The following is a 22,213-nucleotide window of genomic DNA, read 5'->3' on the forward strand; positions in this document are numbered from 1 at the left end:
CCTCATGTATATTTTTCAAATCCCATGTCATGGGCAATTTCCCTGAAACAATGCCTGCAAAGGTAGATACCATACTTGCGTACCAGACCCTGCTTTCTGCCGCATCTTTTACACTCGTTTGCGCCTCTTCCAAAGTTCTTCTCTGTCTGAGTCATTATTCTACCTCCACACCATAGTTTTCTTTAAAGAAAGATATCGTATCCTCTTTTGAGATCTTGTGGGAAGTTGGTATCTTTCGCTTTATGATCCTTCTCTTGTTGATCCTGTAACCAGGACGGTTTACGACCACATTGATATCCATTCCAAAGATTCCGATGTTTGGGTCGTACTTCATGTCAGGATAATCGGTGTGCTCTTCGACACCAAAGGAAACATTACCATAGGTATCGAACTGGGAGGCACGAAGCTTTTTCTCGACAATCTCCAGGGATGTAGTAAGGAAATCTTCTGCAGCATCTCCACGAAGAGTTACTTTGCATCCGATAGGCTCGTTCTTCTTGATGCTGAATGCAGGCAAGGTTCTCTTTGCATAGCTTCTGATAACGGTCTGACCGGTTATAGCCTCAAGGATACCTTCTGCATCTACAAGATGCTGACCACTTTCTCCAACACCCATGTGGACGATTACTTTATCGACCTTAGGATTTCTCATTGAGTTACTCAATTTACTCACCACCCAGGCTGATCTCTGGTTCCTTCTCGCCCACCACGAAAACATAGTTCTCGATGGTCTCGAATTCGGTTTCTCCGGAGATGGTCACTGTGTTGTACTTAGAGCTTTTTACCTTGTTGATCTCTTTGATAGTACCAATCTCACCGGAGTGGCTTCCACCAACGATCATTGCAAGGTTGCCTACCTCGTACTTGATGTGTTTTACAACATCTTTTTCAGGAAGGGACAGGATAATGGAATCCTTTGTATTGTAATCATTGGAACCATTAAAGTTTGTACCGTCGTTCAGGTTCAACTGAATGTTTCCGCCTTTGATAACAGTCTTGTTCTCAATACGGCACAATTTGTTTGCACCCATGCCCTCGAGCTTGTTGAGAACAAGCCTTCCCTTACCATCAAGCAATACAAGATATTCTGTATTGTTCAGTGGGATGCTGATTACATCCATCAGGCCTATAGGGAACCTGAGGTCCTTTCTTGCGATTCCGTCAACAAGTACATTTCCTTCAGAAAGTACTCTTTTTGCTTCTGCACGGTTGTCCACGACACCAAGCATATCCCTAAGCACAACAGCAAGAGGAAGACTCTGTAATCTGTTATGAGGACCTGGTCTTGTAGATGTGATCCATTTGTTGGATTTCTTTGAGATCTGCCAGCTGTTCGGGACAGATATCCTCTTTTGATGTTTGCCCACTTGAATCACCTGCCTCTAGATAATATTGATTCTCTACGTTTATCGTTCATTTCCAGTGATGTGATCATCACATTTGAAGGATAGATCGGCCTTGGAACCTCGGTTCCATCCACTTTGCTAACAGAAACACCTTCTACGACGATGGTTCCGCTCTTCAGGGACAGGGCTTCGACCTTTCCTTTAGTACCTGCATGGTCACCACGCATTACCACAACAGTATCGCCGATAATAACGCTTGCACTGCGACCATACTTGCCGCGAAGCTCCTTTGAAAGAGGTGCAGCCATATATTTCTGCCTGATGTGGAGAGGTGCGTTGTAACGTGCTTTCCTCTGTTTTCTTGGCTGTTTTGATACCATAATTTAACACCTCACACGATCATGGATGCTGTTGTGCCGATCTTTGGGAATCTTTCTGCAGCTTCTCTTGCAACAGGACCTTTAATGTCGGTTCCCTTTGGGATACCCTTATCATCTACGATCACTACCGCATTGTCTTCGAAACCTACCCTTAGACCGTCAGGACGACGGAATTCCTTCTTCTGACGTACAACTACTGCGTAAAGGATCTGCTTGCGCATCTCAGGAGTACCTTTCTTTACAGATACAACGCACATGTCACCAATACCTGCCCTTGGCATCCTGTTCTTTACACCCCTGTACTTCTTGACTGAAATGATCTCCACGGTACGTGCACCAGTGTTATCAACACAATCGATCTTGGCGCCAGCGTTCAGTGCACGTGGGATCGTTGAACGAATACCCCTCACGCCTGCACCTCCGACTTGACTACTACGTATGATTTTGTTTTACTGAGAGGGCGGCATTCCGCGATCGTCACGATATCTCCCACCTTTGCATTGATGCATGGTGGATTGTGAGCGTGGATCTTTGATTGCCTTTTCTCATATCTCTGATATTTGTTTATAAGCTTTTCACGCCTCTGTTGAATGACCACTGTCCTGTCCATCTTGTCGCTTACAACAGTACCGACGAGGATCTGTCCCCTTACAGGGAGACTGCCGTGGAATGGACAATTTACGTCATTACATTCCTTGGACGGCTCAGGTACATCCAATCCAATGTCTTTTACCATGATTATTACCTCATGCGTATTTTTCTAATATTCTTAACTCTATTCTCGGGTTGTGAGAGCAGTAACTTCCCGTTTATTTTAACACGTTGATCTTGATCAGCAGAATGGGATGGAAGATGGAAGACAAACGTGGTCCCTTGTTTTGGGACCATTTTTTCGTCCATGTCTTCCGTCTCGATCACAAGCATATTGCGTGACTCGTCTACCACTCTGCCTTTTATGTTATTTAATGTGGGATTCGTTGACCCGATGATTTCCGTTACAAGCCCGATCAGCTCGTGGAAAATCAGATTAGAAGCTGATGCTTCCAAATCAGATCTCCTTCAATTCGTTCTGAATTGTCTTGATCTTTGCAACGGTCCTTCTAAGCTCTCCGATCCTTCCGGGGTTATCAGGAGCTCCACCTGCAGATGCAAGTGCACGCTCACGGATAAGTTCGCTTCGGATCTTCTCAAGCTCATCTACACGTTCGTGTGGGGTCATGTCCCTAATCTCTTTTGTACGAAGGATTGCCATGATTAGCCCTCCCTGTGGACACGGGCCGTTGGGTGCCAGTAATCGTGTCCCTCATGTTTGTGCTGCCATACACCGTTGACCTCACGGCGCTCTTCTCCTTCAACGATCTCAACTACAGGTTCTGATTCTGCTGCTGCTTCAGTCATAGGTTCTTCTGCTACAACCTCTGCCTCTGCAGTTTCTTCAGCTACTTCTGTAACTTCAGGAGCTGCTTCAACAACTTCTTCAGGCTCTGCAACTGCGCCTTCAGCCTCTACAAGCTCTTCGATGCCTGCCTTTGCCTCTTCAGCAGGAGCAACGACACCTGATGCTGCAAGTTCCTCAGCGGTCTTCATCCTGTATGCGTCCGGAAGGACTGCATTAGGGTGAATGATACGTACTCTGCATCCAAGGGTACCAAGTTTCTTTACAGCAACAGCAAAACCGTCATCGACGATGTCTTCAGCAGGTTTACCTGCGTGCTTGATGTAACCGTTGACCATCTTCTCTACCCTTGACCTTGCACCGGTCAGTTTTCCGGAAATGACGATCTCACATCCAAGTGCACCAGCGTTCATAATAGCACGCATGGTGTTGTGACCGGCCTTTCTGAAATACCATCCTCTCTCAATGGAAGAAGCAAGTCTTGATGCCATCATCTGTGCATTCAGTTCAGGTTTCTTGACTTCCTGTGCATCGATCTGTGGGTTGTCCAGGTCATAGATCCTGTCTACGTCACGGGTCAGTTTCCTGATCACTTTTCCAGCCTTTCCGATTACCATACCTGGTTTCTCAGCATAGATAGTGATCTGGGTTCCCATTGGGGTACGGTTAATGTCCATACCGCCGTAGCCAGCCCTGCTTAATTGTTTTGCAAAATATTCATCCATGGATGCCTTTACAAATCCATCCTGGACGAACTTTTTCTCTACAGCCATTAGCGCACCTCGCTTATGATCAGTTCAATATTGACAGTTTCCGTATTCTTCGGACTTGCCCTTCCGCGAGCCCTTGGTCTCATACCGTGTATCACACGTCCACGCTTCATTGCTGCGTGTGCAATGTACATGTGATCAGGGTTCAGACCTTTGTATTCTGCATTGCTTTCTGCGTTCTTGAGAAGTTTAAGCATCTCTGTGGCGACCTTTACAGGATAGCGACCTGCTGCCATTGGACCCTTCTTGTGACCAAGGCTGTCATTGTGCCTTCCAAAAGGAACTGCCTGCTTCAAGACGACGACATCTTCAAGATAGCGCTTTGCTGCCTTTGTCTTCATGCCTTTTACAGCTTTGCAGAGCTCACGTGACCTCTTAGGTGAGATGTGAAGCTCGGAACCCATTGCTTTTGAACTTGTCTCTGGGTCAAGTTCTGTTGTATAGTTGATTCTTGCCATTCACATCACCTTACTTCAATGGTACGAACTTACTCGAACGTGTTGCACCAACACCAGCGCTTCCGTGTGAAACCCTATTACGTGTTGGGGAGTATTCGCCGAACCTGTGCCCGATCATTTCAGGCATGATCTCTGTTGCTACGAACGTCTTACCATTATAGACCTCAATGGTCTTGCCGACCATCTCAGGGTAGATGATCATGTTCCTGTAGTGAGTTCGTACGCTTTCTTTACCGTCCCTGAACTGCTGCAGAATATCCTTTTGGTGATCGGAAAGACCACGGCGTATGGACCTGCGTTCCTTTGCAGGCAGGAGTTCTACAAATTCTTCAAAACTCAATTGCTGGAGCTGTTCTACCGTAAGACCACGGTATGTGAACTCTCCTTTTCGTTTTGGTAATCTTGATGTTGATTTCTTTGCCATGTATACTACCTCTTTGTTTAACGTTTTCCGGTCCTGCGTGCTGCGATCTGACCAACCTTACGTCCTGGTGGCGCATTCCTGCTCACGGTAGTTGGCCTTCCTGGATGCTTCCTGTTACCTCCACCGAATGGGTGGTCAATAACGTTCATGGCAATTCCTGATACGCGTGGATACTTGGCTGCCCTTGCTTTCATCTTGTGGTATTTCTTACCTGCCTTGAGGAATGGCCTGTCAACCCTTCCGCCACCGGCAACGATACCGACTGTTGCCCTGCATTTTGGATTGAACCATTTCAAGACACCTGATGGCATCCTTACAACGACCTTGCTTGCTTCACGTGAAACAAGTGTTGCATAAACACCTGATGAACGTGCAAACTGACCGCCGTCGTTTGGCTTTGACTCAATGTTGCATATTGGAATACCTTCAGGGATCTCTGCAAGAGGAAGGATGTTACCTGGCTTGACGTCTGCGGATACACCACAGGCAATCTTTTCACCGACTGCGATTCCTTCTGGAGCAAGAATCAACTGCTCTTCACCATTCTCAAAGGCTACCTTGACAATAGGTGCTGACCTTGCAGGGTCGTGTGTGATATCAATAACAGTACCATTGAGAACGCTTTCTTCATCTACACGTGGGTGTTTGAGTGCAGCTTTGTACTTGTGTGATGGAGCCCTGTATGTTGGACTTCCTCGACCTCTGTTTTGTGATATAAGTCTTTTAGCCATGTAACTTCACCTCACATCAATCCTATACGTGTTGCGATCTCATGTGCAGCATCTGGTTCCTCGAATGTTACCAATGCTTTCTTTAAGCCTTTCATGGTGGTCATTGTGCGTACTGACTTTACTGCGAAGCCATACATCTTGACCACATCGCTTTCCACCTGCTTCTTGTTAGCACGTGTGTCAACGACGAACTGAAGCTTATTGTCATCCATAAGCATCATTGCTTTTTCAGTAATGAACGGATACTTAATAGCACTCATATGAACATACCCTCCATGTTGGTTATTGCGGACTCGGTCCAAATGGTGAGTCTGCCTGCATGGGTACCTGGTGCCAGAAGTTCTGCATTCAGGGAATCTACTGTAGCAACATCGACACCTGGAAGGTTGTTAGCTGCCTTAACAATAGGACTTTCCTCACCAGTTACGATCAGGATGCTCTTCCTTGTCTTGTACTTGCGTCCCCTGCGCTTGCCTTTACCGGCCCTTATGTGTTTACCTTCCTTTGCGCGGATAACATCATCATAGACACCAGCTGCCTGAAGGAAGCTTATGACGTCCTTTGTCTTCAGAAGACCTTCAATGGTGTTCTCTGCAACAAGAGGAACTTCTGCGTCGAACTTGTGACCGCGTGCCTTTACAAGGTCAGCATTGATAGTTGCTGCAATAGCGGATCTGATAGCAAGACGCTTCTCTTTCTTGTTGATCTTCTCTGTACGGTCGGTCTCCGGCTTTGGAGGATGTGCACGCCTTCCGCCCACTGCCTGTGGGATCCTTGCGACACGGCTTCCATTGGAGATCCTTGGAACCTGTGCAACACCTCTGCCTGATCCCCAGGAGTGTGCTGATGTTTCCATACCTGCATATACCTTAGGACCGTATGGCTGAAGCCTGTTGGCCTGTGCAGAAAGAACTGCCTTTTTGATAAGATCCGGCCTGAAGATCTCTGCGAATACTTCCGGCAATGTAATCTCGCCTTTAGCATTTCCTGATAAATCGATAATATTTGCTGTGGTCATTCACTTCACCCCTGCTTGGACTGTGTACTAATGTGAACGATCTGAGGTTCTCCTATGCTGGATACCTTTGACCTGGTTGGTTCCCTGAGCCTGATAAGTCTCTTTGATGGACCTGGGACACTGCCCTTGATCAGGATATAGTTACCACGGACCAGACCATAGTTGGTGAATCCGCCTGCAGGATTGATCTCATCGGCATCTGAGGAGATCTTTAAGATCCTCTTGTTGTACTCAGTTCTCTGGTGGTATCCCATCTGACCCATCTGTGGAACTCTCCAGCTAACGTGTGCAGGAGTCCATGGACCGAGAGTACCGACCTGTCTAAGACTTCCCTGACGGGAGTGCTTGTTCTTCATGAGGTTAATTCCCCATCTCTTTACCGGACCCTGTGTACCGTGACCGGTTGTGATAGCTGCAACATCGATGATACCGCCGTTACCGAACACATCTGAGACATCTACCATGGTTCCCAGAACGTTCTTTGCGTACTCGAATTTTGCTTTTGCATCTGCTCCACTTACACCGGTTTCCATGATATCAGGAACCTTCTTTGGAACACCAGTAAGACTTGAAGGTAATGTGTATGTGATAAGTCTGATATCTGTGACAGTACCATCCTCTACAAGTCCTTCGATCTTAGCAAGTGCTGCATTGACGTCGTGGTTCTTTGGAGCTTTGATCCTGCGGTCAAGATCGCTGTCAAGAACGTTTGTCCATGCTTCACCAATTGCTTTTTCCCCATAGGTGTCCTCACCGTATGCACGAATTGCTGCAACACGGATAGCTGGGGTCTCGATAACAGTTACAGGAACGGATATCTCACTGCCCTCTGTAAGACTGTTCTTTGTGTCGTCGATCATGATGACGTGGGTCATACCTACCTTGTAACCTGCAAAGCCCTGAAGCTTAGGTTCAGCGTTTGACTCTGGCCATGATCTAAACCTTGGAATGTGACTTTGTGCTCGCTTGCGTGGACTGAATGCAAGTGAACCCCGCCTTGGTCTGTGTCCTTTTGCCATTTGTATTCTCCTACTTTTACGATTCTGTTTGAAACAAAGTTTCGTTTTTTCATGATGTAGGCCAAGACTGTGAAAAAAGTGTAATTCCCAAAATGCATGCAATGTCCACTATATAGCTCCAAAAAGAACTACGTAGATCGTTTCTACATACATCACGCGGAAAGCAAGATAACTAACATACTTCTCATAACAGGCAGGATACATCCGGCTGTCTGTTCGTACTCAATCATCTCTAAAAGATTTAGCCATTCAGTGTTCCCTTGTACACATTTGCACACAAGAGCGGGCATTCCGTGAAGAGGCCCATGAACACTTCCTGTTAAATCCGACTTTTCACACTTGCTTATTCCTACGTTATGATCTTTAGTCGTGTAAATTGGCAAGGCCAAATTACATACTTAATCCTAACTTAGGGTGTCTAAATGTCAGATTCTATATATAAATGTTTTGCATGGTCATTAGGTAAAAAACAAACACGAAAATGCATACGACCAAGAACATTCATGCAATTGAAGGGTTTAATAGCCATATATGAGGATTAACACATCACACATATACTACCGCACAACTACTGCACAGATATTTTGGAACCTAATTAAATGTACCGGAAAACATTGATCAAATCGACAAATCCCACGAAGATAAAGAGAACATTGACAGGTACATTGGATGGATTTAAATCTGTTGAACCTTTCTTTCATACTGATCACAAGTGTCACGAAAAAAGAAATTTGATAACAGGATTAAAGCCGACAATGACGGTCTGCGTTTTGCAACACCTGAAGTAGTAGCAAGCTACAGGGCAAAACGCCTGAAATGCCAAACCATCGCAGACATCAGTTGTGGAATAGGTGGCCAGACCATATTCTTTGCAAAAGAATGTGAAAAGGTCTATGCAATAGAGATCGATCAGGAAAAAATCGATTTTGCAAGAAAGAACTGCGAACGTTACGGTCTGGAGAATGTGGAGTTCATCTGCGGAGATGCACTATCAGAAGAGGTTCTCGAACAGGTGCCTAAAATAGACATACTCTTCTCCGACCCTGCAAGACCACCATTAGAAGACAAACGTCTTATCACAAGCCTTAAGCCGGGAATTCCAGAGGTGCTTTCGGCCTACGAGGAAAAAACGAACAATTTTGCATTCGAAGCCCCGCCACAGATGACACCGGACAGGATACCGTTTGATTGTGAAAAAGAATACCTATCCTTAAATGGTCAGTTGAACAGATTGAACCTTTATTTTGGAGATATAAAGACATGTGATCGCTCAGCAGTATCACTACCTTCAGAAGCAAGGATCGACTCAAATAGCCCAGCTTCAGAAATAATAACTACCGAACATATCGGAGAGTTTGCATGTGAGCCAGAGCCATCCGTCATTAAAGCCGAACTGTTGCCAGAGCTTGCAGGATCCATAATGGAAAATACAGGATCAGAGGTTAAATTATTCAATATCGACCAAAAGAGGATTCTCCTTACATCCGAATCACCCCTAAACCACCCTATTGCAAAGACAAGTTACGAAATTATCCAGATATCAAAGCTGGACACCGCACTAATAAATAAACAGCTTAGAAAGGAAGATATCGGTACAGTAATATTAAGGGCCGGAACTGATCCCGCAAGATACTGGGAAATGCGAAACGAGATCGAGAAAGGCCTGACCGGTTCAGGTACAGCTCACCTTTTTGCCAGAGATGGAACTGCCATCATATGCAAAATAATAGGCTGAAACTACAAGATCTAAAATACAAAAGAACATGAGTCGTATCAGGCTTCCCCAAAAAGGGACTTGATACGTCTTGCAAGATCCGCTGCACCGAATGGTTTAATGATATAATCGTCCGCCTTCAGAACATTAAGTCCAAGCATCTGATCAAACTTCTGACCTTTGGCAGAAAGGATCGAAACAGGCATATCCGGAAAATCTTTTTTTATTTTATGATAGGTTTCCCACCCATCCATATCCGGCATCATAATATCCAGCAACACAGCATCAGGTTTTTCAGCATCGAGCCTTTCAAGACATTCGATACCGCTACCTACCCCCACTACCTCAAAACCCTCTGCTTCGAGAATGGACCTGACAAGATAAATGGTGTCAGCTTCATCATCAACAACCATTATTTTTTTCAATGTAACAGAACTCCTTAAATCATAGCCATCAGCTGAATCTACATAATGCGTTCATATGAACATTATATTGAACACTACATAAATATTGCCTGCCCGCATACTTATGACATAATATTAAAATAGTAAACGTCCAAACGATGGTAAAACTTGTAATGTCAGTATAACCTAAAAGAAAAGATATGTGCAACATCCAGAATACTTAATGCCTCTTAAGATCTGAACCCTGCCTTTTCAAGGAGCCTCTTACCGGATAGTTGTCCAGATCACTGGAAATATTGACATCAGAAGACGATGCTGAAACCATTCTTGCAGGTGCAATTTGATCAGAAATGCCCGTATCCATAGTACCAACCATACCATCTACTTTTGAAGACAATTCAACTAATTCCGAGTGAAGTTGCTTTGTTTTCTCAATCATCTCTTTGTACTGATCGAACACCGTTTTATCTGGCATATCCGCACCACCTGAATGACATCTGCGATCTCTTGATTACAATAATCAATATATAAGTACTGCTATTTGTAGGCTTTGTTTTAAAAGATAGATCAAATCATCAATAAATACAATCAAAAAATAAGACATGATGAATGCGCCATATGAACTGCAGACAATAGAACCAACGTCATCCAGACACCACCGATTTTGCCGCTAACTATATATTCAACATCGACAACCATAGAACCGAGAGAGGAAGGACGACCGCCGGGCCTTCGGCCTGAGGAAAGTCTCCCCATCATCCAGATACACGAACGCCTGTGAAGGGTGTCTGGCGAGAGCCAGGGCGCTGGCACAGAAACGATACCACACCATGTTAATGCAATGATACCGCAAGATTGAGGTCGCATGGGAAGTGGATGGAACGGCGAATCCTCGTGGATGCAAGTTGGAAGTAGGGATAAAACGGGTTTCTGGACCGTCCCGAAGTTATTAACGCTTAGCCGAATGTCGTCAGTGCAAGAGTCCGTAAGGACCTTCCCTATTCACCCTGTGAACAGGGGAATTGCACCAACAGAAGGGAGCTTACTCTCCTCACTCACCAATCTTATTCTAAAAGAAATTATGCAAACATTTCCAGAGTCTCAGTGACAGCTTTGTAGTCCACCCCAGTATTGTAGCAGCCATCATTGAGCATAGGTATACCATATGTGACAATACCGGTGCCTGCAAGAGAACGCATACCTTTGTTGATCTCATAATCACATGCGATGACGAGAACACCATCTGCATAACGATCGTTCAGGATATTCTTAACAAATGAAGAGCCGGTCACAATATAGAACTCATACCCATATTCTTTTGCGTCTTTCTTCAATTTATCCATGACACACTTTCCACAGGACTTGCACTGTATACCATATTTAGTTGCATATGCAGGACAATCAAGAGCACGCATGCAATGTGGAACGAACATATGCCTCTTTGTCGTCTTTTTAAAATCAGAGCGGTGTGCAGAGTTCTTCAGGGAAACCATCCACCTGTCAAGCTTGCGAGGATCCGAGAACTTGCAGAAGAAATACTTAAGAGGAAGAAAGAAAAAATCCAGAACTTTTGCAAAGAAGCCGGATAAGCACACTTTCCGGGTAAGGCTTACGCGACTGGCATAGAGAGACAATGATGAAACAACAACGGAAAGTATCAAAAATAACAATACCAATTTGCCTATGAGATTATACATTGCAGATCTCCATTTTACTGACCACTTCCATAACATCCACTTTTGTATTGAAGCAGCCGTCTCTCAAAAGACAGACGCCCTGAACAGGAATAAAGGATATTTCCTCCATGGACTCTGAAAGCTCATTATAACAGGCTACACCGATACATGAAGCAGGCCTGTGTGCTTTCATGATCTTCTTCACAAAACTCCCACCAGGTATCACATAAACTGTGAACCCATGTTCATCCGCCGCCTCACAGATGGCCCCGATATCACATAGACCACACATCTTACATTCATATCCAATGATAGGATCACATCTGGCCCTGCAGCTGGCATGGCGCATGCACTGAGGCAAGAACACAGCCCTTGGACCTGTTGTATTGATAAAATCATCAAGCATTACAGCATTTCTTATCTCAATAAGGATCTCATCCACAAGCGTATCGCGGATAGAGAAGACACTACAGATCCATTTTGCTGGCGAATAGAACAAATAAAGGATGAAGAGAACAAAACCCGGGAACACTACCTTCTTTTTCTTAAAGCTATAAAACCCGATCAGTAATGCTACAATAATTCCCAGCAAAACAAAAAGAAGCAGATATACAAATATCCTGCCCAAAAGTTCATAGGGAATTTCCATGAGCCAAAAAGAAGACCTTGCAATATTTAAAGCTAACTCTAGAAAGGAACTAACGTAAAATAAAAATCAGGATATACAAAAAGAAGAAATGAAAAGCAGAGGGTTAACCCTCCACTCAGTCATCCAGATCAATTCCAAGTGCTTCTGCTGTAAGGACGATGACATCCTCAACAACAAGCTCATCTGCACCAAGGGAGTCTCTTCCGTCAGAAAGGTTCCTTCTACAGAATGGGCATGCACTTGAGAGAATATCAGGGTTCTTTGCAAGAGCATCCTGGACACGTGTCTCAGCGACCTTGAGAGCAAGGTCTGGAATACCTGCCTTTACACCACCGCCAGCTCCACAGCAGCGCTGGTTCTCTTTGATACGGTCCATCTCTTTCAGGTTGAGACCTGGAATAGAGTTAAGAACACTCCTTGGAGGCTGGAAAACACCAACGTGACGACCAAGGTGGCATGGATCGTGGTATGTTACAGTAAGGTTGTCAAATGGTTTTTCCCATTCAATCTTTCCTTCTTTGATAAGTCCCTCAAGGAACTCTGTGATATGAACAACCTTGAACGGAAGCTCTTCACCGAGAAGCCTTGGCCAGTCGACAAGTGAAGCCCTGAAGCATCCTGCACATGCATAGACAACTGTCTTTGCACCCTTTGCAACGATACCATCAACATTGCTTCTTGCAGCCTTACGTGCAATGTCCTCGATCTCATACTGACCGGTCCTGACAAGTGCTGAACAGCAGCAGCATTCATCTTCACCAAGCATTGTGAACTCGATTCCAAGCTTGTTGAGAACACGTGCGGTAGCTAATGCAAGTTTTGCTTCCCTGAGCTCTGCAGTACATCCTCCGAAGTAGAGGATCTCTGCCTTATCAGCGATCTTGATATCTTCAGTGATCCAGTTGAGCCTGTCCTTGTTGTCAGCCATGTATGGGTTCATGTACTCACCAATGAGCTTGACGAACATGCTCTGCTTACCGAATGGACCGTTTCCACGTTTTACAAGGTTTGCACGCATGGATTCCCAGAGTTCGACGGTGTTGATACCGACCTCACAGACAGTTGCACACATTGCACAGGTAGTACATCCATAGACATCATCCTTGAACTGCTCGATCTCTTCCTCAGGAATTGCCTTTGGACCGAAAAGCCTGGCACGAAGACCGTAGGACTTGTCCATGAACTTTTTCCACCTGAGGATCTTATCCCTTGGTGCAAGTCCAGGATCTTTTTCGGAAGCGTCATAGGTTGGACACCAGTTGACACATTCACCACAGCGTACACAGGCATCAAGCTCCATGAGCTGGACAGCAGTAAAGTTATTTGTATTAATTGAAGGTTCGCCTTTCATGATCACTCGCCTCCCTTGTTAGCAAGCAGTGTAAGTGGTCCTGCGATCATATGCATGTACTTGCTGAATGGGATATATGCGATACAGAAGAACAATGAGATCACAACGTGGAACAGTGCTGCAGGTGGTGCAAGATCAGACTGCATTCCGAAGCCCCAGAAATTACCGTTCCTTAGACCATCAGCAACGAAACCTGTAATAACGATTATAGTAAGTCCGACAAGAAGTACGGAATCAAAAGCGATTGTACTTTCACGAGCCTTCTTAAGGAAAAGTCTCCTGAAAATTGCAACGATGATACCGAACAACAGAATGTAACTGAAAACATCGTTAGGGAAACTGAGCATCTCTCTGAAAACCTCAGGCGAGATTATGTGAATTCCTACCATGTGGATGATTTCCACAACGAACATGGCAACTGACATGATACAAAGAGCGATCCATCCACCAAAGATGGCGATATGCATGATCCATCTTCCAGGACTGCGCCTTAATGCACGTCTCTGAAGAAGAGCATCAAGAATAAGTGTTACAAAGATATTCTGACCATGTCCATGCCCTTTTGCACTCATTTGATAGGCTAACGCTTTAGGGAATGTGAAAATGCTTCCTTTTGGCTTAAGACTGTAGCCTTCGGAACCCATGCCCCATTTTTTGAGATTGATATACATACCAAGCATGAAGATCGCTATTGATATGGTGGCCATAATCATAACCGCTGCAAATGTGATCTTCATAGACTCAGTAAGCATCCCGAAACTGTTTGCGATTTCTGCAGTCTCAGAAAGTCCACTGAAATATTCCATACTCATAAATTATTCTCCTGATATTGCTACGAATCAGTATTGATTACATCTTTCTAAAAATTATCATGATACCGAATACGGTTTGTGTATTGGTGGAATCTATTGTATTTAAATATTTTCATTATCGATGATCCACCGGGAGGGAGAAATTAATTAAAAAACATTCTATAGAGATCCAATTCAAGGAGATCACAGAAAACATGAAAATCAATATAATAGGAGCTTAAACAAGAAAGTACAGGAAAAAGCATTAAAAAATCATAAAACACCGATTTCTCTTTTGAAATTATCAAGACCCATATCATCAATAAGCCTGCCAAGACGATACCGTTTAGCATACCCTTTATAGGTGTCAACGATCTTCTCAACGAGATCAAGAACCTCACTTTCAGTCAGGCCTTCAGCGATAACATCCCCAAGCCTTGGCCTTATACCTGCATTTCCCCCCACCATCAAAGTAAAACCTCTGGGAGTTCCCATTATGCCGATATCCTTTACTGCTGGTTCGGAACAGGAGTTCATACAACCACTGACAGCTATCTTGAACTTTGATGGAAGCTCCATACCATGATATTTATTATCAATAATCAATCCAAGGGAAACAGCATCCTGTTGTGCCCTTTTACAGAAGCTCGTGCCTGGACAGACCTTTATACTGCGAATGCATTTGCCGATGGCTGCTGCCGGCTTCATACCAAGGTCCAGCCATGCATTGTCAATATCCTCTTCTTTTAAACCGACAATAGCAATACGTTGTGCGGATGTAAATTTAAGAGTATCAGCATCATACTTCCTGGCAACATCAACTATACACTGGAGTTCATCAGGAGTTACAATGCCACCCGGAGTTTGTGGAACAATGGCATAGGTCTGCTTATCGCGCTGAAGTATAGCACATTTATCCAACAGATCCTTTGCCACCGATCCCACATCCGATCAATTATATTGGTTTTATTCAGTCTGCTTCAGCTTTTTGAGAAGACCTGCAAGACCTGCCTTGTGCCTTGCTTCATCAAGGGATGCTCTTGCGAAGAACAATGCTGCGGCTTCATTTCCTTCCTCACGTGCAATACTAGCAGCATCAGCCTTTTCCTGTTCAGCCATTGTCTCGCCCTCGAGCATCATCTCAATGTTCTCGATGGTAGTGCCTTTGATAACACCAAGGATCTCAGCGACTTCTGTAGCATGCCATGCTTCATCCATTGCGATCTGTCGGAAATAGAGAGCAGCATCAAAATGCCCTTCACGCTCGGCCAGCTTTGACATTGCAAGGTACCATCCGACTTCAGTTGTCTCACCCTTAAAAGTAGCTTTCAAAATATCTTCTAAACTCATTTCTTTACCTCCTCGATACAAATTGTAATAACTATATTATCAGGATTCTTGATAACGTTTATGGAATACTGACGTATGCTGTGATATAATAGCAGTTCTGCATATAATCTCCAAATAGCAGGACATATAAAAGACACATGATTGCGCAAGATATACATGCATTAATGATATTGAAGAAGAGGATGACTTTTAATTTGAGGATCGTTCTGGTGGAACCATTGTACCAGGGTAATGTCGGCTCAGTAGCAAGAGCTATGAAAAACTTTGGGTTCAGTGACCTTGTATTGGTCAACCCTTGCAAGTTGGAAAATGAAGCGCGTGCACTGGCATCACATGCATGGGATGTACTTGAGAAAGCAAACGTTGTAACCAGCATCGAAGAAGCTATCGAAGGGGCCGATGTAGTGGTCGCAACTACCGGCATAACTGGACTGAAAATGGATGAACATATACGTATGCCGCCGTACACTCCACACGAACTCAAGGAAAAGTTCAACGAAACAAGCGGAACTGTTGCCGTCCTCTTTGGCAGGGAAGATAACGGATTCACGAACGAGGAACTAAGGATGAGCGACATGATAGTCAGCATCCCTACCTCCGAGATCTATCCGATAATGAACCTTTCACATGCTACGACAATAATATTATACGAACTAAGTCAGATAGAAGCTGGAGAGCAGCAACTTGCAGATGGTTTTGATCTCAGGCTTCTTCACGAGCACATAGGAGAACTTCTGGACGATATCCAGTACCCGGAGCATAAAAAAGAAAAAACACATCTTATGTTCAAAAGGATCTTCGGAAGGGCACAGCTCATGCCAAGGGAAGTACAGACATTAAGGGGCTTTTTTGGAAGGATACAGCAACTGATCAAGTGAAAGTACCTCCTTACATATCCAATGATGATTATATCGGCTCGAAATATTGATATGTATTATGATGTTTTTAACTGCGATACATATAATAATCATTCTAAAAAAGGACAAATGTGGATCAGATGAGTGAAATTAAATGGGATGAAAAATTCAGGGATTTCCTGAAGAGATACTATTGGGATGATATTCTTCTGCTGGCCAACGAATATCCCGAAATGCGAAGCATTGTGGTCGATTTCCCGGACCTTGAACAATTCGATTCAGATCTTGCACATGAACTGCTTGAGCACCCTGATGACGTTATCCCCTATGCTGAGCAAGCACTTCGTGAGATCGACATCCCTATCGAAAAAGATCTCGATGATGCACACGTCCAGTTTATAAATATCCCAAACCGCATTGGCATAAGGGATCTGCGTAGCAAGCATTTGTTAAAATTCATATCCATCGAAGGTATGATACGCAAAGCTACAGAGGTCAGGCCAAAAGTTACGAATGCAGCATTCATGTGCATGCGATGTGAAAACACAAGCTATGAACCACAGGACGGTCCTAAGTTCGTAGAACCAAATGAATGTGAGAATGAATCTTGTGGTAAGAAGGGACCTTTCAAATTACTTATCGACCAGTCCACCTTCGTGGATGCACAGAAGCTCCAGGTACAGGAATCACCGGAGAACCTAAAGGGAGGTTCACAACCGCAAAGCCTCGACGTTGATGCAGAGGATGACCTTGCAGGTATTGTGAAGCCAGGTGACCGTCTTGTAATAAATGGAATACTTCGCTCACACCAAAGGACCTTAAGGGAAGGTAAATCCACATTTTATGACCTTGTCCTTCATGCTAACTCCCTTGAATATGTAGACCAGGAATTCGATGAGCTTGACATAACACCGGAAGATGAAGAAACAATACTTGACATGAGCAAAGACCCGAACATCTACAACAATATAATCGGATCCATCGCACCATCTATCTACGGCTATGAGGACATAAAGGAAGCACTCAGCCTTCAGCTGTTCTCAGCAGTTCCTAAAATGCTCCCAGACGGATCCCGTGTCAGGGGTGACATACACATCCTCCTGGTTGGTGACCCCGGTATCGCAAAAAGTCAGTTGCTCCGTTACATGGTGAAGATCTCACCCAGAGGAGTGTTCGCATCCGGTAAAAGCGCATCATCCAGTGGTCTGACAGCCGCAGCGGTCAAGGATGACCTTGGCGACGGACGCTGGACACTGGAAGCCGGTGCACTTGTGATGGCAGATATGGGTCTGGCATCAGTGGATGAAATGGACAAAATGAGCAAGGAAGATAAGAGCGCACTGCACGAAGCAATGGAGCAGCAGACCATCAGTGTCGCAAAAGCAGGTATCCTTGCAACCCTTAAATCAAGATGTGCACTCCTTGGTGCTGCCAATCCAAAATATGGAAGATTCGATAAGTATGAAGGACTTGCCGAACAGATCAACATGCCACCTGCGCTGATTTCCAGGTTCGACCTTATATTCATACTTCTTGATGTGCCTGACCGCACGAAGGATAGTAACATCGCAAACCACATCCTGAAATCCCATTACGCAGGAGAACTTTCAGAACAAAGGCAAAAGCTCCCCACATCAACGGTATCGAAGGAAGATGTGGAATCACACATGGAGGTCATACTTCCTACTATCGACAATGACCTGATGAGAAAATATGTGGCCTATGCACGAAGGAAAGTATTCCCGATAATGGAAGATGAGGCCCGTGAGCATATTATTAATTATTACCTCGACCTTAGACGGCAGGGAGAAGGAAAGGATGCACCTGTTCCTGTCACTGCAAGGCAACTGGAAGCCCTTGTAAGGCTTGCCGAAGCAAGTGCTCGCATACGTTTAAGTAATGTAGTTACATTGGATGATGCAAAGCGTACCACAAGAATATCCATGGCATGTATGAGACAGGTGGGAGTTGACCCGGACACAGGTGCATTAGATGTAGATGTGATCGCATCCGGAACGAGCAAGAGCCAGAGGGATAAAATACATCTTGTCAAAGACATCATTGCACGTGTCAGTGAAAGGCACGCAGGTTCCAAGGCACCTCTTGAAGAGGTCTATGCAGAAGCTGAGAGTGAAAATATAGAAAGGGACCGTGTAGAAGAGCTTATCACAAAAATGAAAAGACAGGGAGACCTGCTTTCGCCTGATAACAAGCACATAAAAATAGTATAAAAGTGAACATATGTACCTGAAAATACACAAATCCGGAAATCAGATGATCGTTGCGGTCTGTGACAGGGAACTGATAGGTAAAAAACTTAAAAAGGGCGAATTGGTTGTCGAAATAACCGAATCATTCTACAAAGGTGAAATTGCACCTGAAGAAAAGATAATTGAAGCCATTGCAAATGCTACAACATCAAACATATTTGGCAAGCGTGCAGTACAATGTGCTGTCGATGCAGGCCTGATAGATCCCGGATGCATAATATATATCGAAGGGATCCCGCATGCCCAGCTATACAGATTATAATTTCACATTAATTTCATATTATAATTATAGATTACACAACATCAAAATTCTGACATAAATTTGGTGGAACTATGAGTGAGAGTACACAAAGTAATGAAATTTCCATTCTTGACAGGAATGAACTGGTCAGGAATGTGATCACAAAGCATAAACGCCTTCTGGAAGAATACAACCGCGAGTTCAGCGGTCTCGAAGAGAAAGTGAAGGCACTGAAAGAACAGGTCGACTCCTCAAAGAAGGATAAGGAAGATGTTTTAAGCCGCATCGAACTGCTAAAAGAAAAGCGCCAGCAGTTGTACCATCAGGCAGAGAACACCCTCGAAGAGATGTTTGACGAGATCGATGAAAAGTTGCTTGATAACAAATTGATGCATGGCGTAAAAGATGACATCACCAAAGTAAAGCGTGCTTTTGATATCGATGAAGAAAAGAAGATCGTTGAAGAGCTTCTTAATAAACTGAATGGCATGGGAACCCAGGAAGATATCCAGAAAGCAGTTCAGCAAATCAGGACAAGGGTAAATGAAGCCATTACCTCAAGTACTGAGCTTGCAGGCATCAGCGGCACTGAAAATAACTTTGAGAGCGCCTTCCAGAAAGCAAGAGAAGAGCTCAAGGAACTCACACCTCGCCATGGCTGGCTTGAGAACAGAATAAAGAGCCATAATGAAGCCCTTCAGTACTGGGAAAAGCTTCCCTCCAGCGAAGAGAAGACACAGGAGGCAGACGCATGAGCGAACTAAAGGACCCGGCAACGATGAGCGAGAAAGATCTCAAGAATGTGGTCAATGATTACAGGACAAAGATCTCACAGAACGAACGTACCCTTAAAGGCGTCTTCAGGGAACTTAAGCTCCACCGAACAAACATCGATGAGCTTAAGGAAAAAAGGGACAAACTTAATGCACAGGTAAAGGAACTTGCAACAAAAGCACGTGAAGAGAAGAAACTGCGTGATGAGGTCAACGGAAAGATCTCTGAGATCAAAGCTTCAAATGAAAAAGTACGTGGCGAGAAGGACAAGATCACAGGCAGTATTTCCGAGCTCAAAGCAAAACGTGATGAGTACAACAAGCTTTCCAGAGGAAGTGTGGATTCCCTCACAAAGGCATATGCAGCAGAACTGGATAAATTCCTTAACGCTGATATCCCATTAAAACATGAGATCGACATCTTCTCAAGACTGACAGACCTACAACAGAGAATCGACTCTGCCAGCACTGCAGATGATATTCACAAGAAGATAGTAGAGACTTACAAACAGTCTGAATCAATCTACAAGGCAGATGGCACACCTGGCGGGAACATCAAGGAACTTGCAGAAGAATCACAGAAACATCATCTTGCAATGCTTGAGAGCTATAAGAAGGTAGATGAGCTTCGAAAAGAAGCTGATATGTACCATTCCCAGATCAAGGAAACATACGACGTAGTGTCCCCAATAAGGGAAAAGATCGACCCTTTAAAGGCAAAGATCTCACAGCTCAGGGATGAACTCAGTGTCTATCTTGACAAGCTCAACGATATCCAGCTTGTAAAGGATGAGAAGAAGATAGATGAACAGCACAGTGTAGCAAAAGAGAAGTTCGAGAAGACTGGAAAGATGAGTCTTCAGGACCTCAAATTGCTTATGGAAAAGGGAGATCTTAAGTTCTGAACTTAAGATTTTCTAACTTTTTTTAAATTGATCTATTAATTTCGTTAATTTATATTTAGACCTTATTTCATTTTTCAGACAATTTCACCTAAATCTTGCTATTTATTGCCCTGCCTGAAATCATCCTCACTTATTAATAAAAAAGCGACTGCAGATAAAGATCGATGTCAACGACAATAATGACATCAAAATTCCAAAACCCGGAATATTCTCATCAGGAGTAACATCCGGAATAGATGGGACATCTGATTCATTTGAAGAGTTATCGGACTCATCAGGTAGTGGAGCCGGGAGAGCAATATCACGATACTGATAAACTGGCCTGAAGGTCACCAGCTCAGCATCCGAGCCATAATAAATAGTATCAACTGTCATATTGAATATCTCATTGGAATCACGAGAATATACAAAGACATCACCTTCCTGAAGGATTACATCCTTTAGAAGAGCACCATCGAGTGAAAGTTCTACCCATGCACCCCCATCTTCATTTACATCCTTGACGACAAAAACATACCCCTGACTAAACTCCCAGGAATCGCCGGATTCTATAAAGATACCGGTTCCATCTAACAATACCTCAGGCCTTATCTGGGCACCTGAAGTCGGCATTACAAGAAATGAAATTAAAATGAAAAACAGGATCAATGACCTGTAATTTCTACCAGTGGTCAAATCAAACACCATCATTTATAGATACATCGACCTGCAATAACTTCATGTACACCTTCATCATTTTCAACTATCAGAGCACCATCGGCATTAATTCCTGTAGCTTTTCCTGAGATGATCTTGTGAGGTGTTATAACGTCAACCTGCCTACCTATAGTATTGGACAAAGACATCCAATCTTCCAGGATCTTAGTGGAGCCATCCACTTTGAAACGCAGGTATTCTGTTTCAAGGGACCTTAGCAAAGCCTGAACGAACTCCGCCCTGTTTATGCATTCCCCTTTAATGGAACTCAGGCTCATAGAACCCTCCCTCAATTCTTCCGGAAGCTCTTCAACAGGGATATTGGCATTGATCCCAATTCCGATAACCACAAAACCAATATGGTCTGCCTCGGCATCCATTTCCGTCAGGATACCACATATCTTCTTTTTACCAATGACAACATCGTTTGGCCATTTTATAGATGCATCAACACCAAATTGTCTCATGGTATTGGCAACAGCAACCCCTGCCATAAGAGTAAGTCGCGGTGCATGAGCAGGGAGAATAGACGGTTTAAGGATAACAGAAAGCCATATACCCCCCTTTGGAGAGATCCACGGATCTCCTTTGCGACCACGTCCGTTTTCCTGCACTTCAGCAACAACAATGGTGCCTTCTTCAGCCTTAAGACCCATTTTCTTTGCCATATCATTGGTGGAATCAACTGTCTCAAAATAGTGGATATCTTTCCCAATAATAGAAGTATCAAGTCCAATGCTTATCTCGGCCGGATAGAGCTTATCAGGAGTGGAAACAAGAACATAACCTGCCCCGGGAGATGATTCAATTACGTAACCATCCTCTTCCAGGGCTTTTATGTATTTCCACACCATTGTACGGGATATACCCAGTTTCTCACCCAGATCTTCCCCGGAGATGGGTGCATCCCCTGCTTCTTTCAAAGCTCTTATAATATCCATTTTCCTGTCAGCCAAGATAAAGACCCCCACATCATATCTAATTATAAAAGAAA

General features: G+C 44.1%; 31 protein-coding genes and 1 other RNA gene. 7 read left to right on the top strand and 25 right to left on the bottom strand.

The window, feature by feature from the left end; translation table 11 throughout:
* Positions 1-2: 2 nt before the first annotated feature.
* Genes WOA13_RS04630 through rpl3p form a run of 15 tightly spaced genes read right to left on the bottom strand, consistent with a single transcriptional unit; the run spans position 3 to position 7,542 of the window.
* Positions 3-155, bottom strand: coding sequence for a 30S ribosomal protein S14 (locus WOA13_RS04630; protein WP_048193264.1), 153 nt, complete (start codon positions 153-155; stop codon positions 3-5).
* Positions 155-652 carry a 50S ribosomal protein L5 gene (locus WOA13_RS04635; RefSeq protein ID WP_342126897.1) on the bottom strand — a complete coding sequence of 166 codons (498 nt, stop codon included), beginning with the start codon at positions 650-652 and terminating at the stop codon, positions 155-157. The genes WOA13_RS04630 and WOA13_RS04635 overlap by 1 nt, the downstream gene beginning before the upstream one ends.
* A 13-nt stretch (positions 653-665) precedes the next feature.
* Positions 666-1,367, bottom strand: coding sequence for a 30S ribosomal protein S4e (locus WOA13_RS04640; protein ID WP_342126788.1), 702 nt, complete (start codon positions 1,365-1,367; stop codon positions 666-668).
* A 5-nt stretch (positions 1,368-1,372) separates the two neighbouring features.
* Positions 1,373-1,726: a 50S ribosomal protein L24 gene (gene rplX / locus WOA13_RS04645; RefSeq protein ID WP_048204838.1), complete on the bottom strand. Its 354-nt coding sequence runs from the start codon at positions 1,724-1,726 to the stop codon at positions 1,373-1,375.
* 11 nt (positions 1,727-1,737) lie between these two features.
* Positions 1,738-2,136: a 50S ribosomal protein L14 gene (locus WOA13_RS04650; RefSeq protein ID WP_048204837.1), complete on the bottom strand. Its 399-nt coding sequence runs from the start codon at positions 2,134-2,136 to the stop codon at positions 1,738-1,740.
* Positions 2,133-2,462: a 30S ribosomal protein S17 gene (locus tag WOA13_RS04655; protein WP_342126789.1), complete on the bottom strand. Its 330-nt coding sequence runs from the start codon at positions 2,460-2,462 to the stop codon at positions 2,133-2,135. The genes WOA13_RS04650 and WOA13_RS04655 overlap by 4 nt, the downstream gene beginning before the upstream one ends.
* A gap of 5 nt (positions 2,463-2,467) precedes the next feature.
* Entirely contained in the window at positions 2,468-2,773 is a 306-nt protein-coding gene (gene rnp1 / locus WOA13_RS04660) for a ribonuclease P protein component 1 (protein WP_342126790.1), read from the bottom strand.
* Between the two features lies 1 nt (position 2,774).
* The gene (gene rpmC, locus WOA13_RS04665; protein WP_048204834.1) at positions 2,775-2,978 is read right to left on the bottom strand and encodes a 50S ribosomal protein L29; all 204 of its coding nucleotides are present in this window, start codon (positions 2,976-2,978) and stop codon (positions 2,775-2,777) included.
* Positions 2,979-2,980: 2 nt separating this feature from the next.
* Entirely contained in the window at positions 2,981-3,895 is a 915-nt protein-coding gene (locus WOA13_RS04670; RefSeq protein ID WP_342126791.1) for a 30S ribosomal protein S3, read from the bottom strand.
* A complete protein-coding gene (locus WOA13_RS04675; protein WP_048204832.1) occupies positions 3,895-4,350 on the bottom strand; it encodes a 50S ribosomal protein L22 in 456 nt (151 codons plus the stop codon). Before WOA13_RS04675 ends, WOA13_RS04670 begins: the two co-directional genes overlap by 1 nt.
* Positions 4,351-4,360: 10 nt before the next feature.
* A complete protein-coding gene (locus WOA13_RS04680) occupies positions 4,361-4,774 on the bottom strand; it encodes a 30S ribosomal protein S19 (RefSeq protein WP_048204831.1) in 414 nt (137 codons plus the stop codon).
* Positions 4,775-4,791: 17 nt separating this feature from the next.
* Positions 4,792-5,505, bottom strand: a complete 714-nt coding sequence (locus tag WOA13_RS04685) for a 50S ribosomal protein L2 (RefSeq protein WP_048204830.1) — start codon at positions 5,503-5,505, stop codon at positions 4,792-4,794.
* Between the two features lie 11 nt (positions 5,506-5,516).
* On the bottom strand, positions 5,517-5,765 hold the full coding sequence (locus WOA13_RS04690) for a 50S ribosomal protein L23 (RefSeq protein WP_342126793.1): 249 nt from the start codon (positions 5,763-5,765) through the stop codon (positions 5,517-5,519).
* Entirely contained in the window at positions 5,762-6,523 is a 762-nt protein-coding gene (rpl4p, locus tag WOA13_RS04695) for a 50S ribosomal protein L4 (RefSeq protein ID WP_342126794.1), read from the bottom strand. The genes WOA13_RS04690 and rpl4p overlap by 4 nt, the downstream gene beginning before the upstream one ends.
* Positions 6,524-6,528: 5 nt before the next feature.
* Positions 6,529-7,542, bottom strand: a complete 1,014-nt coding sequence (gene rpl3p / locus WOA13_RS04700) for a 50S ribosomal protein L3 (RefSeq protein ID WP_342126795.1) — start codon at positions 7,540-7,542, stop codon at positions 6,529-6,531.
* A 712-nt stretch (positions 7,543-8,254) separates the two neighbouring features.
* Between rpl3p and WOA13_RS04705 the strand changes: the two genes are divergently transcribed.
* Complete coding sequence (locus tag WOA13_RS04705) at positions 8,255-9,277, top strand: methyltransferase domain-containing protein (RefSeq protein ID WP_342126796.1); 1,023 nt, start codon at positions 8,255-8,257, stop codon at positions 9,275-9,277.
* Between the two features lie 38 nt (positions 9,278-9,315).
* On the opposite strand, the gene WOA13_RS04710 is transcribed toward WOA13_RS04705, so the two are convergent.
* Both WOA13_RS04710 and WOA13_RS04715 read right to left on the bottom strand, forming a co-directional pair.
* Positions 9,316-9,681: a response regulator transcription factor gene (locus WOA13_RS04710; protein WP_342126797.1), complete on the bottom strand. Its 366-nt coding sequence runs from the start codon at positions 9,679-9,681 to the stop codon at positions 9,316-9,318.
* Between the two features lie 199 nt (positions 9,682-9,880).
* Positions 9,881-10,135, bottom strand: coding sequence for a hypothetical protein (locus WOA13_RS04715; RefSeq protein ID WP_342126798.1), 255 nt, complete (start codon positions 10,133-10,135; stop codon positions 9,881-9,883).
* Positions 10,136-10,365: 230 nt separating this feature from the next.
* On the opposite strand from WOA13_RS04715, the gene rnpB reads away from it, so the two are divergent.
* Positions 10,366-10,717: RNase P RNA component (gene rnpB, locus WOA13_RS04720), an RNA gene on the top strand.
* A 22-nt stretch (positions 10,718-10,739) separates the two neighbouring features.
* On the opposite strand, the gene WOA13_RS04725 is transcribed toward rnpB, so the two are convergent.
* From WOA13_RS04725 to WOA13_RS04750, 6 genes are all read right to left on the bottom strand, one after another.
* Positions 10,740-11,357: a DUF116 domain-containing protein gene (locus WOA13_RS04725; RefSeq protein ID WP_342126799.1), complete on the bottom strand. Its 618-nt coding sequence runs from the start codon at positions 11,355-11,357 to the stop codon at positions 10,740-10,742.
* Complete coding sequence (locus WOA13_RS04730; RefSeq protein ID WP_342126800.1) at positions 11,350-11,985, bottom strand: DUF116 domain-containing protein; 636 nt, start codon at positions 11,983-11,985, stop codon at positions 11,350-11,352. Before WOA13_RS04730 ends, WOA13_RS04725 begins: the two co-directional genes overlap by 8 nt.
* A gap of 115 nt (positions 11,986-12,100) precedes the next feature.
* Complete coding sequence (locus WOA13_RS04735; RefSeq protein WP_342126898.1) at positions 12,101-13,339, bottom strand: (Fe-S)-binding protein; 1,239 nt, start codon at positions 13,337-13,339, stop codon at positions 12,101-12,103.
* A complete protein-coding gene (locus WOA13_RS04740) occupies positions 13,339-14,148 on the bottom strand; it encodes a disulfide reductase (protein WP_342126801.1) in 810 nt (269 codons plus the stop codon). Before WOA13_RS04740 ends, WOA13_RS04735 begins: the two co-directional genes overlap by 1 nt.
* Before the next feature lie 252 nt (positions 14,149-14,400).
* Positions 14,401-15,063 (bottom strand): nitrite/sulfite reductase domain-containing protein, encoded by a 663-nt coding sequence (locus tag WOA13_RS04745; RefSeq protein WP_342126802.1) that lies wholly within the window; start codon positions 15,061-15,063, stop codon positions 14,401-14,403.
* 30 nt (positions 15,064-15,093) lie between these two features.
* Positions 15,094-15,477, bottom strand: a complete 384-nt coding sequence (locus tag WOA13_RS04750; protein WP_048204820.1) for a ferritin-like domain-containing protein — start codon at positions 15,475-15,477, stop codon at positions 15,094-15,096.
* A gap of 182 nt (positions 15,478-15,659) precedes the next feature.
* Here WOA13_RS04750 and WOA13_RS04755 point away from each other — a divergent pair, with 182 nt between their 5' ends.
* The 5 genes from WOA13_RS04755 to WOA13_RS04775 all read left to right on the top strand — a co-directional run bounded on the left by WOA13_RS04755 (position 15,660) and on the right by WOA13_RS04775 (position 20,523).
* Positions 15,660-16,355, top strand: a complete 696-nt coding sequence (locus WOA13_RS04755; RefSeq protein WP_342126899.1) for an RNA methyltransferase — start codon at positions 15,660-15,662, stop codon at positions 16,353-16,355.
* 119 nt (positions 16,356-16,474) lie between these two features.
* Positions 16,475-18,565, top strand: coding sequence for a minichromosome maintenance protein MCM (locus WOA13_RS04760; RefSeq protein WP_342126803.1), 2,091 nt, complete (start codon positions 16,475-16,477; stop codon positions 18,563-18,565).
* Positions 18,566-18,575: 10 nt separating this feature from the next.
* Entirely contained in the window at positions 18,576-18,866 is a 291-nt protein-coding gene (locus tag WOA13_RS04765) for a DUF424 domain-containing protein (RefSeq protein WP_342126804.1), read from the top strand.
* 71 nt (positions 18,867-18,937) lie between these two features.
* The gene (locus WOA13_RS04770) at positions 18,938-19,600 is read left to right on the top strand and encodes a hypothetical protein (protein WP_342126805.1); all 663 of its coding nucleotides are present in this window, start codon (positions 18,938-18,940) and stop codon (positions 19,598-19,600) included.
* Positions 19,597-20,523 carry a coiled-coil protein gene (locus tag WOA13_RS04775; protein ID WP_342126806.1) on the top strand — a complete coding sequence of 309 codons (927 nt, stop codon included), beginning with the start codon at positions 19,597-19,599 and terminating at the stop codon, positions 20,521-20,523. The genes WOA13_RS04770 and WOA13_RS04775 overlap by 4 nt, the downstream gene beginning before the upstream one ends.
* A 126-nt stretch (positions 20,524-20,649) precedes the next feature.
* Here WOA13_RS04775 and WOA13_RS04780 read toward each other — a convergent pair whose 3' ends face one another.
* Together WOA13_RS04780 and WOA13_RS04785 are read right to left on the bottom strand one after the other, a co-directional pair.
* Positions 20,650-21,198 (bottom strand): S-layer protein domain-containing protein, encoded by a 549-nt coding sequence (locus WOA13_RS04780; RefSeq protein ID WP_342126807.1) that lies wholly within the window; start codon positions 21,196-21,198, stop codon positions 20,650-20,652.
* Positions 21,199-21,209: 11 nt separating this feature from the next.
* Positions 21,210-22,175 (bottom strand): biotin--[acetyl-CoA-carboxylase] ligase, encoded by a 966-nt coding sequence (locus WOA13_RS04785; protein WP_342126808.1) that lies wholly within the window; start codon positions 22,173-22,175, stop codon positions 21,210-21,212.
* Positions 22,176-22,213: the final 38 nt, after the last annotated feature.

This window comes from Methanococcoides sp. LMO-2, from assembly GCF_038432375.1.
Classification (GTDB): Archaea; Halobacteriota; Methanosarcinia; order Methanosarcinales; family Methanosarcinaceae; genus Methanococcoides; species Methanococcoides cohabitans.

Coding starts and splice junctions, on each gene's coding strand:
- WOA13_RS04630 (WP_048193264.1), bottom strand. CDS start 155: ATGACTCAGACAGAGAAGAACTTTGGAAGAGGCGCAAACGAGTGTAAA.
- WOA13_RS04635 (WP_342126897.1), bottom strand. CDS start 652: ATGAGAAATCCTAAGGTCGATAAAGTAATCGTCCACATGGGTGTTGGA.
- rplX (WP_048204838.1), bottom strand. CDS start 1,726: ATGGTATCAAAACAGCCAAGAAAACAGAGGAAAGCACGTTACAACGCA.
- WOA13_RS04655 (WP_342126789.1), bottom strand. CDS start 2,462: ATGGTAAAAGACATTGGATTGGATGTACCTGAGCCGTCCAAGGAATGT.
- rpmC (WP_048204834.1), bottom strand. CDS start 2,978: ATGGCAATCCTTCGTACAAAAGAGATTAGGGACATGACCCCACACGAA.
- WOA13_RS04670 (WP_342126791.1), bottom strand. CDS start 3,895: ATGGCTGTAGAGAAAAAGTTCGTCCAGGATGGATTTGTAAAGGCATCC.
- WOA13_RS04675 (WP_048204832.1), bottom strand. CDS start 4,350: ATGGCAAGAATCAACTATACAACAGAACTTGACCCAGAGACAAGTTCA.
- WOA13_RS04680 (WP_048204831.1), bottom strand. CDS start 4,774: ATGGCAAAGAAATCAACATCAAGATTACCAAAACGAAAAGGAGAGTTC.
- WOA13_RS04685 (WP_048204830.1), bottom strand. CDS start 5,505: ATGGCTAAAAGACTTATATCACAAAACAGAGGTCGAGGAAGTCCAACA.
- WOA13_RS04690 (WP_342126793.1), bottom strand. CDS start 5,765: ATGAGTGCTATTAAGTATCCGTTCATTACTGAAAAAGCAATGATGCTT.
- rpl4p (WP_342126794.1), bottom strand. CDS start 6,523: ATGACCACAGCAAATATTATCGATTTATCAGGAAATGCTAAAGGCGAG.
- rpl3p (WP_342126795.1), bottom strand. CDS start 7,542: ATGGCAAAAGGACACAGACCAAGGCGGGGTTCACTTGCATTCAGTCCA.
- WOA13_RS04715 (WP_342126798.1), bottom strand. CDS start 10,135: ATGCCAGATAAAACGGTGTTCGATCAGTACAAAGAGATGATTGAGAAA.
- WOA13_RS04725 (WP_342126799.1), bottom strand. CDS start 11,357: ATGTATAATCTCATAGGCAAATTGGTATTGTTATTTTTGATACTTTCC.
- WOA13_RS04730 (WP_342126800.1), bottom strand. CDS start 11,985: ATGGAAATTCCCTATGAACTTTTGGGCAGGATATTTGTATATCTGCTT.
- WOA13_RS04740 (WP_342126801.1), bottom strand. CDS start 14,148: ATGAGTATGGAATATTTCAGTGGACTTTCTGAGACTGCAGAAATCGCA.
- WOA13_RS04750 (WP_048204820.1), bottom strand. CDS start 15,477: ATGAGTTTAGAAGATATTTTGAAAGCTACTTTTAAGGGTGAGACAACT.
- WOA13_RS04755 (WP_342126899.1), top strand. CDS start 15,660: ATGACTTTTAATTTGAGGATCGTTCTGGTGGAACCATTGTACCAGGGT.
- WOA13_RS04760 (WP_342126803.1), top strand. CDS start 16,475: ATGAGTGAAATTAAATGGGATGAAAAATTCAGGGATTTCCTGAAGAGA.
- WOA13_RS04765 (WP_342126804.1), top strand. CDS start 18,576: ATGTACCTGAAAATACACAAATCCGGAAATCAGATGATCGTTGCGGTC.
- WOA13_RS04770 (WP_342126805.1), top strand. CDS start 18,938: ATGAGTGAGAGTACACAAAGTAATGAAATTTCCATTCTTGACAGGAAT.
- WOA13_RS04775 (WP_342126806.1), top strand. CDS start 19,597: ATGAGCGAACTAAAGGACCCGGCAACGATGAGCGAGAAAGATCTCAAG.